Source organism: Brasilonema bromeliae SPC951 (assembly GCF_012912135.1).
Taxonomy (GTDB): domain Bacteria; phylum Cyanobacteriota; class Cyanobacteriia; order Cyanobacteriales; family Nostocaceae; genus Brasilonema; species Brasilonema bromeliae.
In genome coordinates, this window is sequence record NZ_QMEB01000121.1 from 1 (window position 1) to 17774 (window position 17774).

Below are 17774 nucleotides of genomic sequence, written 5' to 3' on the forward strand. Positions count from 1 at the left end.
TCCCCCCGTTGTAGCACCTGGCGTGAGGGATGCCCGACAGGGCAGGGTGAGGTTCTTTGTTTTTTTATAAGTGTTCATCCGGATATAAAATAAGCCAACTGGATGAGCCAATTTTTGGTGAGGACTTTGAGTAGGATTTATGTAACGGAATGGAGAATAGTCCAATTAGCAATAACAAAAGGAGTCTTCTATGAGAACAGTTCCAATCCAATTACCGGAAACCGTATTTTCTGCCCTCCGCAAAAATCCTGAAGAATTCGTCCAAGAAATGCGGATTGCGGCAGCAGTAAAATGGTATGAACTAGGCGAAATTTCTCAAGGAAAAGCGGCAGAAATTGCTGGACTCACTCGGGCAGAGTTTATTAATGCTTTGTCTCGTTACCGAGTAGATTTTATGCAATATACTACTGAGGAATTAGCCGAGGAAATCGGGAATGTTGATTAACCGCGTCATCATTAACTCTTCACCTCTTATTGTCCTTTTTAAAAGTCAGCAAGCAGAATTACTACCCCAATTGTTCGCGGAAATATTGGTTCCGGAAGGTGTATTTGAAGAAGTTACGATCGCAGGTGAAGATGATGCTGCATCAAGACAATTACCTAGAGTCTCTTGGATACAACGAGTAGAAATTACTACGATTGCCCCTGAAGTTGCAGCTTGGGATTTAGGCAAGGGAGAATCACAAGTGTTGAGTCTAGCTTTGAAAACTTTAGCCAATAGTGCAGCTATTGTTGACGATAGAGCAGCGCGGCGTTGCGGTCAAGTCTTGGGTATCACTACCATTGGTACGGGAGGCATACTCATAAGAGCCAAACGACGCGGACTGATTAAGAGCGTATCACAAGGAATTGAAGCTTTACGCGATGCAGGTTTATGGTTATCTGATAATGTGGTGAATCTGCTCAAACAACAAGCCGGAGAGTAAACGGTTAGTCGCTGCATGAGATGACGTTAACGCACCCTACTCATATATGATGCACTTTATCGAGCACCTCTTAAGTTTCTATAATGGTCTATCAGATACTAGACTGTGATACCTGCCCTAAGGTACTAGAACCTATCTTAGATAGAATCATAATTTTTCCTCCGGACTAGTTCGATTTACAGAAGTTAAATAAAACAGACTTTGGAAAAATAAGATAATATAAACAACCATTAGTTTGAAGAGTTTGGTAAAGAATCAAGTCTCCTCTGGCTAGAGTCTTTTTTTATCAAATAAAATATTTGTATTTATGTTACTTATTCAAAAGCAGTGCCATGTAGTGGAGTACACCAGATTATGAAGCAGACAATCCTTGCTACCGAATCGCTGCTCACTCTAGCAGGAGAACCTAGTACAGGTGTTTCCCAACCAGCAGAAGCCACTACAGTTGAAGAAAACTCTCTAGCCGGAAAATATATAAAAGACTTTCATAGCTCTAGTAGCAGTGTCGGAAATGATTTTGCTGGAATACTTGTGACAGTGGGAATTATATTAGCCCTCGGCTCGACTGTTTGTGTTCTACATAAATCTCTTCATTTGGGCAAGCCTTCTTCAAGCAGGGCAGATTCTTTGCACACAGCAGAAAATAAGCGTCAATCTACCCAAGAAGATATCACATCTGGCAATCAAGAGATCACTCCCACAGTATACATTGAAAAAGCTTATACTTCCTGGCGACAAGGAGATGTTCAAAAAGCGCTTGCGGAATTAAATAATGGAATTCGTCTTTATCCCCATGACGCTTACCTTTACACTGAACGAGCTAACTTTCGTCGCAAAAATTTAGGAGACAACCAAGGCGCACTTGAGGATTATACTCAAGCTATTGATCTCCATCCTGACAATGCCCTTTTCTACCTTTGGCGCAGTCAGCTTTATCATGAAATCGGCGATATCTTAAAAGCAATGACGGATTATAATACAGCGATTCGTCTTGCCCCTGAAGATACTATGTATCACGTTTCGCCAACAAATGCAAACTCTTTAAGAGGTTGACTGTTTTGCAATACGCTTGAGTAAGCGCAAAAAACATAAAACTATGTAGGTTGGGTTGAGGAACGAAACCCAACTCCTGGCTTGGTTTTGTTGGGTTGCGCTTCGCTTAACCCAACCTACAATTCTGAGTGTTTTGCAACAGAATTGCGTCAATCCGGTTTTAGCTGTAATATACTACCGTTAGCAGATTATCAAACAATTTTCATCCGTACTAAGCGATAACTTAATTTTTGTAACAAAAGATTAGATTGTTGTCGAATTAATGGTAATCATTCTTTCTATCATTTTTTGATGGAAATATGTTTGCTATTTGTACAACAGGTAAAACGACTCGTTCACCACACAAACTTTGCAGGGTTTGTAGTGAGCGCTTAATGGGAAGACAGTGGTTATTACTCAGAGCTTGCACGCCGACCCAACAACCGCCTAGGGTTAGAAACCCAGGGCTGCATAGCGAAAGTCCTCTGGTGAGGACTAAATGCTGACTCACCAAAATTTTCAGTCCATTTTAATGGACTTGGGCTATTAGCCTGGAACTTGAGTTCAAGGTGGGCGAAGTTGCTAATTAACAATGGTGCAAAATCTCAGTTACTACAAATTATAGTTACCCCTCATTTTTGGCTTAGAAGACTACTACTCATGTAGTGTCATCGCTCTTACTCTCCAGCATCTACCCATGCCAAATAAAAGGTTTTTAAGTCTCTATTATTACCAGTTTTCGCCTAGTCTACTCATACTGAGCCTGATGGTATTCAATAGCTTGCACCAACAGCCGTTGTCAGCACAAACAGTGAATGCATCTGGGGGTGTCGAATTAAAAACTGAAATTGCCCAAACTCAGCCTCCATCAGACATATTCCGGCGACCACAACAAGAAAATCCCCCGATCGCACCCCCCAGTTATCCCACCACCAGAAAATTTATTTCCCTCTCCTCCCCAAACTCCTTCCCCTCCAGAACAGTTAATCAATGAGTTTGCCGGAACCATTGAAGTTGAGCGTTTTGAGGTGGTTGGTAGTACTGTGTTCAGCCGCAAACAACTCGATGATGCAACCAAAAATTTTGTTAAGAGACAGATTACTTTTGCTGAACTTTTACAGGCTTCTGAAGAAATAAACAAACTTTATCGGGAAAAAGGTTACGTTACCACCGGGGCTTTCATTCCAGGCGACCAAACCTTCAAAGTTAAAGGAAGTGTTGTCACCATTAAAGTCTTGGAAGGTCGCGTGGAAAGTATCCAGGTTAGAGGTCTGAAGCGGCTGAACTCTAACTATGTTCGCAGTCGTTTGAAGATCGCCACTGGCGAACCTCTCAACGTCAACAAATTACAAAGAGCATTACAACTACTTACACTCAATCCACTGATTCAAAATATTTCTGCGAACCTTGCAAGTGGATCAACCCCTGGTACTAACGTGCTAGACGTCAGGGTGACAGAAGCAAAAACATTTTCTGCTCAAATTAGCTTAGACAATTATCGAAACCCCAGTATTGGTAGCTTTCAGCGACAAATCCAACTTAACCAAGCTAACTTGTTGGGACTGGGAGATGGTTTAAGTGTGGGCTACTCCAACACTGATGGTAGCAACGCTGTGGAAGCTCGTTATACTTTACCGATAAATGCTTATAATGGGACGCTGGAATTTGCCTATAACTATACAGACAGCTCTGTCATTGAAAAACCCTTTGATGATTTAGATATCAACGGAACCGCACAAGACTTTTCTCTGACACTGCGTCAACCAATTGTGGAAACGCCCACGGAAGTATTTGCCCTCGGACTGACTGCAAATCGCCGAGAAAGTGACGTTGGCTTTTTGGAATCTCTCATTGGTCGCCGAGTAGGATTTCCCCAACCTGGGGCTAATAACAATGGAGAAACTCGCTTATCAATACTGCGGTTTTTTCAAGAATGGACAAAGCGTGATAGCCAACAAGTGCTGGCGGCGCGATCGCAATTTAGTTTTGGCTTAGATGTCTTCGATGCAACCACGAACAAAAGAGCACCCGATGGTAGCTTTTTTTCTTGGCGAGGACAGGCGCAGTGGGCGCGGCTTTTAGCTGCTGATACATTAGTGCTCGTCCGTGCAGATACTCAAATATCCGACAGGGCATTAGTTCCTTTAGAGCAATTCGGTTTGGGAGGACAACGCACAGTACGCGGATATCGTCAAGACCTGCTGTTAACAGATAATGCTTTTTTAGCGTCTGCCGAACTCAGGTATCCAATTTTACGAGTACCAGAAGTCGGCGTGTTACAAGTGACTCCGTTTTTTGACTATGGTACAGCCTGGAATAGCTCTGGTTACAGTAACCCCGACCCTAGTAACCTGGCTTCCCTGGGTTTGGGGTTGCTATGGCAAAGCAATAATTTAAGTGCCAGATTCGACTATGGTATTCCTCTTATTGACGTGAAATCACGCAATGACGAAACTTTGCAAGAAAAGGGTTTATATTTTTCCATCGTTTATACCCAACGGTTTTAACAGTTATCAGTTACCAGTTATCAGTAGTTTTGTAGGTTGGGTTGAGGGACGAAACCCAACAAATCGATCAAATGTTCGGTTCCACTTCGTTCCACCCAACCTACAAAGTTCAGTTTTGTAGGTTGGGTTGAGGGACGAAACCCAACAAATCGATCAAATGTTGGGTTCCACTTCGTTCCACCCAACCTACAAAGTCTTAATATTTACTTTATAAATCAGTTCTTAAGCTGTCTGACTAGTTTTCTTGATTTTGAATTTTGAATTTTGAATTTTGAATTCCTTAATAGCTTATGTCTAGACTTATTTTTCTCGCTGCACTTGCGCAAATTGCAGTCATCGCCAGCCCACTTGCTTTAGCGGCTGATACAAGAAATTATCCACAGACTCAACAAAGTCAGCCTACCCAACTTGTACAGCAAACTGATGCAAGACAACTCTTGCAGCAAGGCTTGGAACGCTACCAAAGAGAACAGTTTGCACCAGCCGTGCAAGTTTTACAACAAGCTGCAGAAAAATTTCAAACTCAAGGTGATACCTTGAATCAAGCTTTAGCATTGAACTATGTTGCATTGGCTTATCAGCAGCTTGGACAGTTACCTCAAGCGAGCATTGCAATTGCACAGAGTTTTGATCTGTTACAAAAAAACCGTATAAATTCTCAAGAATACATCACAGTTCGCGCTCAAGCACTGAACACCCAAGGACAGATAGAATTAGCACAAGGAAAATCTGAAAAAGCTCTTGCTAGTTGGGAGGAGGCAAGCACTCTCTACGTGAAAAACCGGGATAAAGAGGGGGAGATTGGTAGTAAAATAAACCAGATTCAGGCACTGCAAGCCTTGGGGCTTTACGATCGCGCTCGTATAACTTTAATAGACGTAAATAAACTACTGCAGGCGGAACCTGACTCTCTCCTCAAGGCAAAGGGACTGTTAAGCTTGGGTAATGCTTTACGAGTCGTAGGAATTTTAGACCAGAAAGACCCAAAGAAAATAGAGGACTTTGGTTCCCAACAGGCTTTAGAACAAAGTTTAGCAATAGCTTCTAAACTAAACTCTGCGGAACTGGTAGCAGAAATTTACCTGAGTTTGGGAAATACAGCCCAAGCGCGGCAAAAGACTGATGAAGCAATGGAGTATTATAAAAAAGCAGCAGCATCTTCTCCTTTACCGATAACTCGGCTGGTAGCGCAAACAAATCAACTGCGTCTATCCCTGAAACCTCCACAACAAAAGTCACCAGAGACAGCGCAACAATCATCTAACCAGCTTTTAGATCTGAGTTTGTTACCTCAAATTCAATCTCAGTTAGATACCTTAGCACCTAGTCGTAAGAGCCTTTATGCAAGAATTAACTATGCGCAAACTTTGGCTTGTCTCAGGCAGAGAACTGAGGGAAGACGAACTGTAGTTCATGGAAATTGTCCTAAACAAGGGATAGGTGCGCAAAATATAGCAACTAACAGTATTCCAGAATGGAAGGCGATCGCCCAAATCACCGCAACAGCTGTTGATCAAGCCAAGAGTTTGGAAGACAAGCGTGCTGAAGCCTATGCTTTGGGGACTTTAGGGGGACTATACGAACAGACTCAACAGTGGACTGATGCACAAAAACTCACCCAGCAAGCCTTAGCACTTTCCGAAAGTATAACAGCACCAGATATTGGCTATCGTTGGCAATGGCAGTTAGGTCGCATACTCAAAGGCCAAAAAGATGAGAAAGGAGCAAAAGCATCATATAGCAAAGCTGTTGAGAACCTCAAGTCTTTACGCGGCGATTTAGTTGCCCAGCGCGACGTGGAATTTTCTTTTCAAGAAGAAGTTGAGCCAATCTATCGCGAACTGGTTAGTTTGTTGTTGCAGCCAGGAAATAAGGAACCCAGTCAAGATGATCTTGACAAAGCTAGAGATGTGATAGAGTCACTCAAGCTAGCAGAACTAGACAATTACTTCCGCACAGCTTGTATAAATGCAAAACCTGTCAAGGTTGACCAAGTTGATCGCACAGCAGGAGTGATTTATCCAGTGATTTTGGGCGATCGCCTAGAAGTGATCTATTCCCTCCCTTCCTCTTCAACCAACCAGAAACAAGGTCGAAACTTACGTCATTACACAAAGATTCTATCCCAAAAAGAAGTCGAAGACAAGCTTGATGAACTGCGGCAAAAATTAGAAACCCGCTCGACTCCAGAGTTTAAGGTTCCGTCTCAAGAAGTTTATGAATGGATCATTAAACCGATTGAATCTGAATTGGAAAAACGCCAAATCAAAAACCTGGTGTTTGTCTTGGATGGTCCACTGCAAAATATTCCAATGGCGGCGTTGTACGATGGAAAAAGTTATCTTGTCCAAAAATATAACATTGCTCTGTCTCCAGGCTTAGAACTATTAAACCCCCAACCTTTTGCACGCAGCGAACTGCGAACTGTTGCTGCTGGACTCAGCGAGGAAGTCAGAGACTTTCCGGCATTACCTGCTGTCAAACGCGAACTTGATGAAATTAAGTCAATAGTTCGCGACAGTGACGTGCTGCTTGACAAGAAATTTACCAGAAGTGCGATAAAAGAGGCTGTTAAGTCGTTTAATGCGCCAGTGGTTCACCTGGCAACTCATGGTCAGTTTAGTTCTAAGCCAGAAGATACCTTCATTTTAACTTTTGATGGTAAAGTGAACGTCAACGATTTAAGTAACTTACTCAAAACTAGGGCAACTGACCAAAGAGGTGCAATTGAGCTACTTGTCCTGAGTGCTTGTTCAACGGCTGAGGGAGACAATAGAGCTGCATTAGGAATTGCTGGAATCGCTTTCCAAGCTGGGGCACGCAGTACATTGGCATCGCTTTGGGTTGTAGATGATCAGGCAACTGCTGAGATCATGGGTGAGTTTTACAAACAGTTAAGCAAATCCAACACCACTAAAGCAGAAGCTTTAAAGAAGGCTCAATTGTCCTTGTTGAAAAATCCTTTGTACGATCATCCGTATTATTGGGCACCTTATGTTTTGGTAGGTAACTGGCTTTAAGAAAGTAGGGTGGGCATTGCAATGCCCACCCTACAGAATTTGCTACTTATAAAGGAGAGGGAAAAGGGATCCGGTGTGTAGACGGTAGGAGAGGGGCAGGGGGTGAGGTAATTGCTTGTTAAAAATTTCGCAGACTGTATAAAACTTCTTCTACAAATTGGTATCGCTTTCGGAAGTCGTAGCACACCATTTTGTCTAAAACAGCAGCCAAGTCTTCGCTAGTTTCTGCAAGATGTCGCCAAACGAGTTCTGTTGTAGTAGAGTCTCGTTCCAGATATTTAGCAGGAGTCCCAGTTAAAGCTTGGATAGCAATCATTCCCAAAGCAAAGATATCGCTATTGAGCCTTGGCTGTCCCATAAACTGCTCAGGAGGTGAATATCCTATAGTACCGACTGCTACTGTCGGGTTCTCTGTTGGGTGTTGAGGCTGAATTTGTTTGACAGCGCCAAAGTCAATCAGTACAGTTCGTTGATCTTTTTCTCGGTGCATCAAGTTGCTAGGTTTGATATCTCGATGGATAACACCGTGACTATGAACAAACGCCAGTATCTGCAAAACATCTTTCAGGAAATGCACCACTTGAACATCAGAAAAACGTTTACCGGGAGTCAGTTCTTGATGTAAGGAATGCCCTTGGATATACTCTTGTACCAGATAAAATTGCTTATTTTCTTCAAAATAAGCCATCAATTGTGGAATCTGCTCGTGTTGACCTAAAGTCTCTAAAATTTCTGCTTCCGTTTTAAATAAACGCCTAGCAACATCTAAAAACAGATCGTCATTACGAGCAGGTTGCAAGTACTTAACGACACACAGAGGGCTGCCTGGGCGATAAGTATCTTCAGCCAGATAGGTATAACTAAATCCCCCACAACCAAGTAATTCGATAATTTTATAACGGTGATTCAATATTCCTTGTAGTTGTAAGCCATTATGAATTCCCCCCTGTGTCTGCGTTTGGTGATTTCCACCATCGCGCAGAAGCGATTGCAATAGGGAGATAGTTTCGTTTTGATCTTGAATTTGAAGTGCTACTTTTTCTTTCTGTTGCTTGTTTTGGAATGATGTATAAGCAAGAACACCCCCTTGGACGAGAAGAAACCCTAAAATCGGAGATACTACTGGTACCCACCCTGCGTGAGTAAAGATGGCAAAACAACTCAAAAGCAGTATCGCTAAGGAAGCGGTTGTTGCTAACCCTAAATAAAGTGGATGCTGAATGCGCGACGCCACAACTCCACCTACCACAGCCCAGCCCCAAATCCAAAGGACTTGTCCCCATTCAGGTAAAAACCAAAACAGTCGTCTTTTATTGGAAACAGCATCCAGAATTTGACTCACCATCTGAGCATGGATGACAACTCCAGGCATTTTGCCAGAATTATCCTGTTTGTTACCACTGCTATAAGGTGTGATGCGAACGTCTTGGGAACTGGGCGCAGTTGAGCCAATCAAGACAATACGGTTTTTGACCAAACTCGGATTGATGCGATTGTTGAGCACATCTGTAAAGCTGACTTGTTGAGCAATGCTTTTCTTAGAACCGTAGTTTAGTAATATTTGAAAACCCCGATTATCAAGATTCCTGTAATTCCCTGAATCAGGCTCTAGACGTTGAAACACGGTATTACCCAGTTTAATTCTCTTTTCAGTAATTTCTGGTGGAATGTTTAAGTACTGCAGAGCTAATTGAAACCCCAGGGAACCTTCGGCTGCACACTTTGACTTGGGATCGGGGGAGGCTATGAGTAGATTCCGCCGAATCACCCCATCTCCATCTTCCGAGAAATCAGCGAATCCTACGGTTTCCGGTGCTACACCCTGTGGAGGTGGTACAACAGGCTCTTTGTCATCACCAAGTTTGCAGATACTCACAATGCGCGAACTCTGTTTTATATGACTCAGGAGCTTTTTATGCCCTGGATCCACTGGTACATCGCGAAAAAAGTCTAAACCGATAACTTTTGCTTGATATTGTTCTAGTTTGCTCAAGACTGTAGTTAAAACATTGCCATTGGGCGACGACTGCTTTAAGTTTTGGATGTCATTTTCGGTAAATCCCACAATCAGGAGGCGCTTGTCTTGTTCGACATCTGCACGGCTTTGCATCATCTGGTCGAAAACTATCAGTTCCGGATGCTCTAACCATCCTAACTGTTGAGCGCCAACCAGCAACACACTCACGATTGCACTCGCAAAAACCGCAGGCTGTGTCAGTAGATTTCTGATGCTGGCAACCATAAGCAATGACCAATTTAATATATAAGAAATTATTATATTTTTTTACTGTTATGAATTTTTGCAAAAGTAGGACTGCCTAGAGAGTAACAAGAAGATGAAATTTCTGTTTTCCAAGGCTCCCCTGTTTCTATTGTTCCATATCATTATGGTTCTTCAAAGAAAATCAAATAAATTGAAAATTAGTTATTATGCATCAATCACAACCCGTCCAATAGGATAGGAGATGCAAGTAAGAACGTAACCTTGTTGACGTTCACTCTCTTCTAAGGCTTCCGGTTCCCCTTCTGTGTAAATTTGTCCCTGTAACTTCAACTTCTTACAGCTACCACACACTCCAGAACGGCAACTATTGCGGATTCTCACCCCCTGTTGTTCAGCCAAATGAAGAATCGATTCTTCGCCATCACTGTAGGCCTCTATTCTTGATTGAGAGAAAATCACAGAACTTTTGTTGGAAAACCTTGCTGCATCTCTACCCACATTTGAGTCAGAAACAGTTTCTCGGGGCAAATGTATAAAACTTTGTTTGAACCTATAGTCAACAACAGGAGTCACAGGATCATCCAAAGTGCTGATTACAGTCTGCTTAGAGATAGGAAATTTAGAACTTTTGCGCGGGGGTCCAAAGCTTTCCTCATGGTAGTTCTGCATTGGATAGTCAAAAGTTTGCAGGATCTGGTTGACGTTTTCCATAAAACCGTGCGGACCACAGACATACACACTGCGCTCCCTAAAATCGGGTGCAACAACTTGTAGCATAGCTGTATCGAACCTGCCAGTTAGACCAAACCAAGTCTGTCCGGGTTCTTTGCGAGTTGTGGAAACCACCAAACGAAAATTTGGATGCCGTGCTGACATCAGTTCTAGTTCTTGCCGGAAAATGAAATCACGCAGGGTGCGCACACTATGAAAGAATATTATATCACAATCAGATGCAGTATCACATAGCCACCGGGACATAGACATCATAGGTGTGATACCAATCCCTGCGCTGAGGAACAACATTTTTGGGAGGGGGTTGGTGAAGCAGGTAAACTTTCCCAATGGTCCGTTACAGTGGATTCTACTGCCAACGGTCACATGATCGTGCAACCAGTTAGAAACCAAACCCTCTGGTAAACTCGATTCACCAAGTGAATGAGGAACGCGTTTGACCGTGATTTCTAAGGTATGGGGACGAGAGGGGCTTGATGAAATGGTGTAAGAACGCGAAACCTGTTTGCCATTGATTTCCTGTTTGAGGGTGACAAATTGACCTGGGTTGTAGGTGAACAACACCGGAGGCTGTGCTACAAAGCGAAAGGTTTTCACATCATGTGTTTCATCAATCACACCTATGCAAGTAAGTGTTAACTCTCCTTTAACCCAGCGTTGCACTTGGCTTGGCTCTAGGATTGCCAGAGGCATAAATTTTTCTAGAGAAACACGGGGAGGTGGCGGCTGACTTTCGGAATCGCGAACGAGGATTTGTTGTGCCCTTTTTTGTGATTCCATGAACGTTTCGTCTTCCTCTGTCCTAATTTGTAAAATCATCAGGATAAACCGACCAATTTGAATCTTGTCACCTGGGTTGAGGAGATAATCCTGATTAATTTGAGCTTTTTCGCCGTTAATTCGGGAACCACCACTGCTAGCTAAATCAACAAAATAATAATTTCCTCTTTTCATGGAAACTTTTCCATGCATCCGGCTGACTTCAGCTGCCTCTAAAAGTAAATCACAGTTCGCAAGGCGACCAATAAAACACTCCTGATTTGGCTTAGTTTCTGGAATTAAATCTACGTCTTTGAACTGGTCTGAAGTATTAGAGTCTATTAACTTGATTTTAAGCATATCTTTTTGTATGAAAAAACGTTAATAATGAATATAAATTTTCTTTGTGTTTGCAATATACTCATATTCAGTTATAATTTCATTGGATAAACCAGGACAAACCGGGCTAGCCTCTTACTCTTTTATCGCTTCAACAGGTGCTGTAGGCAGCTTTAACCCTCCACGATCAGAACCGGGTAACTCTCCGGTTTGAAAACCATTATGTTCCCATCCATATAAACATAAATTAAACGCTGCATTCTCATCCCTGTCACGTTCATAACCACAATCGCATTTATAAGTACGAAGGTTTAGCGGCATTTTCTGTTTTGCACCACATTTAGGACACAGTTGAGAGGATGGGTAAAATCTATCAACTTGTATTAACCGATGAGCGAACTTTTGCGTTTTGTACTGAAACTGACGTTCAATCTCACCAAATCCGCAATCAGCCACAGCACCAGCTAATTTGTGATTTTGCATCATACCCTCAACGTTGAGATTTTCAATCACTACAACCGCGTGGTTTTTGCATATAGTTGTAGTCATATGATTGATGGTATGACTGCGAGTATCAGCTATGTGTTTGTGGTATCGAGCTAATCTATTTTTAGCTTTTAGATGTCCTTTACTGCCCTTTGTTTTACGTTGTAACTGCCGTTGCAGTCTTGCTAGTTGCTTTTTCGATTTGCGGTATTTTTTCGGATTATCAAAAGTCTTAACTGTATTTAAACTGACCGCTACAGCCAAACTATTTATACCCAAATCGACACCAACAATATCATCAACATGATTACATTCATCTAATTGACCTACAGATATATCTGGTATTTCGTAGTTAAAAGAAATATACCAACCATCTGCACCATGACTAATAGTGGCTTTTTTAATGTCAACAGAAGGTAGTTGTTCAAAAGTACAAACAATTCCTAATGGTGCAGGTAATTTAATACTTTTTCCATCTGTTCGCTTGACTTTACCATTCCAATCAACAGTAAAAGAATCTTTGGACTTCCCTTTTTTTTTGAAAGTTGGTTTGAGAGCAATACCATTAAAAAAACGCTTGTATGCCTCTTTAAGCTGCTCAAATGCATAAACATAAACCCTAGATGACATCTGTGTCATCCAAGGATATTCGGGCTTGACTACATTTGTATAAAACTTGCGAGCATCACGGTAGCTTAGTTTGACACCACTTTGATAAAAATTTTCCATCGTCGCAAGTCCCCAATTATAAACCCAACGGGCGAAACCTGCATGTTGAGCAAATAACTGTTGCTGAAAAAGAGTTGTTTTCAGTTTAGTTTTAAAACCTAGCTGCATGTTGCTCGATAGAAATGCAATATTTATCTTGATACTTTAGCATTAGTAGTATGTTTCTACTTATGACCAATATTGTCTGATTTGTTGAAAGTGGCGAGTTTGAGCGCTATTTTCGGGTTTGTCCAACGTTTTTATTATTTAGTGTTTCACCCTAACTCGTGTAACTCGAAAGTAAAAAGTACAGCCATCCAAGGTTCATACTTTCAGCGTGGACTCTGGATGGCGACCACAGCTTCAGAACTTACGCAAAATAACGTTAGCGTAGCGTTGCAAGAGCGCGCATACTACAAAGGACACATAGGAATAAGAGTTTTCGAGAGTTCTTGCGTAAGTCCTAACCTTTAAAGCTGAGTCACAGCAGCTGTATGCCCTAGACTTTCTTGAAGACGATGACTCACCACTTGTAAGACATTGATCGCCAGTGGTGGATTATGTGAAAGCGCCGCTTCAAAATCTTTTGCCTTGATAGCTAAAGCCCGAGTCCCTTGCTTGACTGCTACGACTGTTGCTACATAGTAGCTATGGGTTAGAACTTCTAATTCTCCTATAACTTGCCCAGGCAAAATCGTTTGATTATTCGCTGTATTGCCTGAAAGTAGCATTGCCTCCCCATCAATCAGGATTATGAGTTCAAAAGCAGTTGCTCCTATTCTACAAATTTCCTGTTGGGGTTGATATTCGCGTACGGTTGCATTGCGAGCAAGTTCAACCAAGACATTTGCCTTTGGTGCCTGGAAGAAACTGCTGTTATAAAGCCATAGCAACTTTTCTAGGGTTCCTGTTGACTGGGCGATTGCCTGCGGCAGAGCTACGCTTAACGCATCTCCCTGTAGAGGTTGCATTTGCCATTGTACGAGGAGAAACAAATCATCTTCGCTGCTAAACCGAATAATATCTCCCTGTTTCAGTTGCTTTTGCTGGTCGTGGATATGTTCTTTACCAATACGCAGACCATTACCGCTTCCCAAATCCTTAACGCTGACACCTGTTTGATCTAGATAAAATATGGCGTGCTGTCGGGAAACACGGTTATCCAATATCACAATATCATTCTCGTGTCCTCGTCCGACTCGAATTGTCGGCTGTTGGAAAGTTCGCCTTTCTGTGCGTTCCATTTCTTTGACCTGAGCAATTAAAGTTGGTACATCAGCAGGTTGCTTGCGTTGCTGATTCTGACCAAGAATGATTTGGGCGGTTTCTTGTACCAGCCAATCTTTATTTTCCTTGGAATTCAGTATTTGACGAGCTTGCTGCATAGCAACAGGAGGATTGTGCTGATCTAGAGCATAAAGACTGGCGGCTTGCACCAACGGGTCTAAGTCGTGTAGGAGTTCAAGCAAGATTTGATCAATTGCTTTTGAACGAGGTACACGTGTATTTGTTAATTGATTGGTAACATCCAGAGAATAGCGTTTTGTTTGTGACTCGTTCGCAGTGCTAGCGCCAACGTCAAGTTGTGTTGATATTTGCACCAGGTGACTGAGTTGATCTTGTTGTTGTAATGAAGTCAGGACTCTTGGATTTAAACGCTTGCGCCAGCTTAACTGCTCATCATTAGATTCCAAAATTTCTACAATCACATTTGCCGCCAGTACGCCTGTTGAACGAGCAATGTTGAGGGCTTCAGGAGATTGTTTTAAAAATTCTAAGATGCGAAGTAACTGAGTGGCAATCAGTTTTTTCTTCTCTTGCACTGCTTTTCTTAGCAAAACATAAACAGGTGCTTGGCGATTGGGTACTGAGTTGTAGAGTATCTGATCGCGTACTGCCAATTCTTGCAATTGAGCCAAAAGTGTTTCTGCTGTGCGTAGCAGTACACCTTTTTGATTCAACATCTGGGCCAAGACTTGTTCGTGCTCATCTATATTAATGGCATACTCCTGTCTCAATGTCTGGATTTGCTTTTGCTTGCGATCAATTGCGTCTGGCGGAGATATCCCTCTTTCTGACTGTTTTTGGATAAGCATTTCTAACGCACGCCGATAACTCTCAATACGCAATTTATTTTCACGACTGGGTTGCTTTTGCGGAGTGAGTAAGGTTGGATCTTCTACGTTAAGTTCTGCTAAGACAGAGTAATGATCCTCATCAGTGATGTTAAATTGGTTTCGCAAATCCTTGAGAGCATGTAAACTCTCTGCATAACTCATATTCCCCTCTTCGAGGGCATCACGCAAAACCCCTTGGTAAACTCGTACTTGGTCTACACGCCTAAAACCAGGCAGGACTTTCGCCAATACGTACACTTCATCTGGAATCAGATCTTGCAATGAACGTCCTTCAAGCAATTTAGACCAGTCTACTGCTAGCTTGTTCAACTGTCGGCGCAAATTATTTGCCAGACTTTCACGGGCATAACGCTCTTTGCTACCCGCCAAACTGCGCTCCAACCATAAGCTACTCACGAGAACGCTGAGAATATTGAGCACGATGATAGCCCAATCTGGGAGTGGTTTAAAAATGGGGCGAATGCCAAAGATAAAAAAGACATTAAAGGCTATAAAAGTACACAAAACAAAACAGACGTGCAGGACTTGTTCTTCATCGTGGTATTTGTTTTTCTTTTTCAGATAAGTTCTATACGCTCTTTCTAAAAATTCCCCTACTAAATAGCTCGCAGCGCAAAAAACAGCAAGAGTCAAAGGAGCTGCTATGATCTTGGGAATGGGAACTGGGCGACCAAATATGTAAAATCCTGGGTTGAACAGTGTGCGTAATGGATCTTGCTCATAAAGCCATCCACCAGAAAAATAGTATTCCCAATTACCAGAATATAAGTAAAAGAAGACATAGTATCCCAACATCAAACCGAAGTAACCGTAAAATACTAGCTTCTGATCTGGTCTGGTAATTCCCTCCCAATAAGAACGCTCTGCGTCAATATCGATACAAGGAGATTGGCAACTCACACAGGCACTCTTCTCGTTACCTGAACTATCGACAGTCCTACAAGTAGATTGGGTGATAGTCTGTGGCGGTTGAAGGTGAGCTTCACTCCCCAGCAAGCCCCGTCGTCCTGTAAAAAACATTTGTACAGGTGCCATTGGGCAAAAATACTGACACCAGCTTTTTCCCTTGTAAAGAAAACCGACAGTCATGGCTGAGGCGATGGTAAATAGGAGGAAAAAACCCATTGCTATGCGATCGCCATTCACAAACAAAATACGTATATTCAACCCCAAGTACAACAAACCAAATTGCAGCAGTAGGTAATTCCGACCTAGCCAAGACTCTTTTTCTATACCTGCCAATTCCGAACGAACACTACCTGTTTCTTCAGAAACCGTTTTACGCTTACGTTGAATTCCCAGTGCTCGTGGAATTTGAGAGAAGAAATACAATGGACAAATCCGCCGCCAAAATTCATGACCGAACACTAACAAAATAACAATTGCACTCGGGATAACTACTGTCCAAAAGATGCGTGCCCCGATAGTATAGGGCTGTTCTTTTAAACACACTCCTTGAACTTTCACACAAGTTGATACATTTTGGTAGTTGTTGAAATCAAGATGAATAGAACTTGTAAACCAAGGTGAAATTGGAGCGTAGAATAAAGAAAAAATTAACATCAGCCAGCCGATTGCAAGCAGCCACCTGATGAAGTGCATCTTTGTTTCTGAAACTTGACTAATCATTGTTTTGGCTTGTATTCAGTAATCGTTGGTACTGATCACCCATCAAAAATTCCCTTCTGCATAGGCAAATGTTGTCTAGTACACATTTGTTGAGAAAGGGCTTTATGTGTGAAAATTTGATATTGTAGATATTATGATGGATGAACCGCTGTACAGTACTCGCGTCAAGTTCTAAGACACAATAGTATAAAATATTTAATAGTTATTTATAAATCATTCTGGATTTTTACAAATCGTTGCTACAACCCAATAGAAGCAAGCAATATTAACTTTGAGACATATCACAACAAAAATTTAAGGTGCATATTCTTAAAAGATTACCTCTACAATATTGTTAGCGATACAAAGTATGGTGGGAAAAGCTTTTTATTATGCATCTACCACCAAGGTTTTCACCATAGCGAGTTATTCTTATGAAGACCTTTTTGCGACACGGATTTATGACAGCCCCCTTGGCTGCCATAATAGGCTTTTCTGTCGTCATTCCTTTAATTCCTGCAGAGGCTCGGATAACATTTAAAGCTCCAGCCGCTTTGGGAGTACCTGGTAGGCGTGTAGCGGGTGCCTCGCGTACAATGCAGCAATGCTTATTAGATAATAAGCCCCTGACTGCTATAGTTCCTCAATCTAACATAGGATTAACAACAGCAGCAAACCCTGTACTGTTATTCTATATCCCAAAAACATCTGCGCAAGCACAATTAGAACTGGTTGTACAAACCGCTAATGAAAAGAACATTGTAACCAAGCAGTCCTATAAACCGAGTAGCAAAGCTGGAGTTGTCAGTATTCCCCTGACAAACGCATCACTAGAAGTCGGTAAGGACTATCACTGGTTTTTTTCAATTGTTTGTAATCCGAAAGCACGTTCTAAAGATCACTTGGTGCATGGAGGGATTAAACGCATTCAAGCGGAACCTCCATTGACAACGCAGCTAAAAAATGCAAGTCCGCAACAAGTTGTCAATGTTTATGCACAAGCTGGAATTTGGCAAGATAGCGTTGCCAAGTTGGCTGGTTTGCGTTACTCTCGTCCCAATGATGCAGAATTAAAAGCTGATTGGGAAGGATTGTTACAGAGTGTAGAATTCAAACCTGATGTGGTGAATGCCCCCTTGCTTCAAGGAGGGGAAGCACCACAACAGCAGTAGATTTTGTTGAGGCGGGCTATACCTTGCAACAAAAAATGCCTGACTACCCAACTTAGTGGTCTATCGCATTACAGCAATTTTCAGATAAATAGACCACAGTGATTGAACCAACCAAAGGCATCA

10 protein-coding genes are annotated in these 17774 nt (G+C 42.1%); 6 read left to right on the top strand and 4 right to left on the bottom strand.

Translation table 11 applies throughout. From position 1 onward, the window contains the following. Window positions 1–190: 190 nt before the first annotated feature. From DP116_RS16065 to DP116_RS16085, 5 genes are all read left to right on the top strand, one after another. The gene (locus DP116_RS16065) at window positions 191–445 is read left to right on the top strand and encodes a UPF0175 family protein (protein WP_169156140.1); all 255 of its coding nucleotides are present in this window, start codon (window positions 191–193) and stop codon (window positions 443–445) included. Then, entirely contained in the window at window positions 435–926 is a 492-nt protein-coding gene (locus DP116_RS16070; protein ID WP_169156141.1) for a PIN domain-containing protein, read from the top strand. The genes DP116_RS16065 and DP116_RS16070 overlap by 11 nt, the downstream gene beginning before the upstream one ends. A 354-nt stretch (window positions 927–1280) precedes the next feature. After that, a complete protein-coding gene (locus DP116_RS16075; RefSeq protein ID WP_169156142.1) occupies window positions 1281–1979 on the top strand; it encodes a tetratricopeptide repeat protein in 699 nt (232 codons plus the stop codon). Between the two features lie 827 nt (window positions 1980–2806). Then, window positions 2807–4465, top strand: coding sequence for a ShlB/FhaC/HecB family hemolysin secretion/activation protein (locus tag DP116_RS16080; RefSeq protein WP_246275652.1), 1659 nt, complete (start codon window positions 2807–2809; stop codon window positions 4463–4465). Between the two features lie 290 nt (window positions 4466–4755). Further along, entirely contained in the window at window positions 4756–7485 is a 2730-nt protein-coding gene (locus tag DP116_RS16085) for a CHAT domain-containing protein (protein ID WP_169156143.1), read from the top strand. Window positions 7486–7603: 118 nt separating this feature from the next. Here DP116_RS16085 and DP116_RS16090 read toward each other — a convergent pair whose 3' ends face one another. The 4 genes from DP116_RS16090 to DP116_RS16105 form a co-directional block, all read right to left on the bottom strand. Beyond that, a complete protein-coding gene (locus tag DP116_RS16090) occupies window positions 7604–9727 on the bottom strand; it encodes a CHASE2 domain-containing serine/threonine-protein kinase (RefSeq protein WP_169156144.1) in 2124 nt (707 codons plus the stop codon). Window positions 9728–9913: 186 nt separating this feature from the next. Continuing rightward, window positions 9914–11560, bottom strand: a complete 1647-nt coding sequence (locus tag DP116_RS16095; protein WP_169156145.1) for an FAD-binding oxidoreductase — start codon at window positions 11558–11560, stop codon at window positions 9914–9916. A 114-nt stretch (window positions 11561–11674) separates the two neighbouring features. Next, window positions 11675–12862, bottom strand: coding sequence for an RNA-guided endonuclease InsQ/TnpB family protein (locus tag DP116_RS16100; RefSeq protein WP_169156146.1), 1188 nt, complete (start codon window positions 12860–12862; stop codon window positions 11675–11677). Window positions 12863–13203: 341 nt separating this feature from the next. Continuing rightward, entirely contained in the window at window positions 13204–16500 is a 3297-nt protein-coding gene (locus DP116_RS16105; protein ID WP_169156147.1) for an FHA domain-containing protein, read from the bottom strand. A gap of 413 nt (window positions 16501–16913) precedes the next feature. On the opposite strand from DP116_RS16105, the gene DP116_RS16110 reads away from it, so the two are divergent. Continuing rightward, the gene (locus DP116_RS16110) at window positions 16914–17651 is read left to right on the top strand and encodes a DUF928 domain-containing protein (protein ID WP_169156148.1); all 738 of its coding nucleotides are present in this window, start codon (window positions 16914–16916) and stop codon (window positions 17649–17651) included. Window positions 17652–17774: the final 123 nt, after the last annotated feature.

Coding starts and splice junctions, on each gene's coding strand:
- DP116_RS16065 (WP_169156140.1), top strand. CDS start 191: ATGAGAACAGTTCCAATCCAATTACCGGAAACCGTATTTTCTGCCCTC.
- DP116_RS16070 (WP_169156141.1), top strand. CDS start 435: ATGTTGATTAACCGCGTCATCATTAACTCTTCACCTCTTATTGTCCTT.
- DP116_RS16075 (WP_169156142.1), top strand. CDS start 1,281: ATGAAGCAGACAATCCTTGCTACCGAATCGCTGCTCACTCTAGCAGGA.
- DP116_RS16085 (WP_169156143.1), top strand. CDS start 4,756: ATGTCTAGACTTATTTTTCTCGCTGCACTTGCGCAAATTGCAGTCATC.
- DP116_RS16090 (WP_169156144.1), bottom strand. CDS start 9,727: ATGGTTGCCAGCATCAGAAATCTACTGACACAGCCTGCGGTTTTTGCG.
- DP116_RS16095 (WP_169156145.1), bottom strand. CDS start 11,560: ATGCTTAAAATCAAGTTAATAGACTCTAATACTTCAGACCAGTTCAAA.
- DP116_RS16100 (WP_169156146.1), bottom strand. CDS start 12,862: ATGCAGCTAGGTTTTAAAACTAAACTGAAAACAACTCTTTTTCAGCAA.
- DP116_RS16105 (WP_169156147.1), bottom strand. CDS start 16,500: ATGATTAGTCAAGTTTCAGAAACAAAGATGCACTTCATCAGGTGGCTG.
- DP116_RS16110 (WP_169156148.1), top strand. CDS start 16,914: ATGAAGACCTTTTTGCGACACGGATTTATGACAGCCCCCTTGGCTGCC.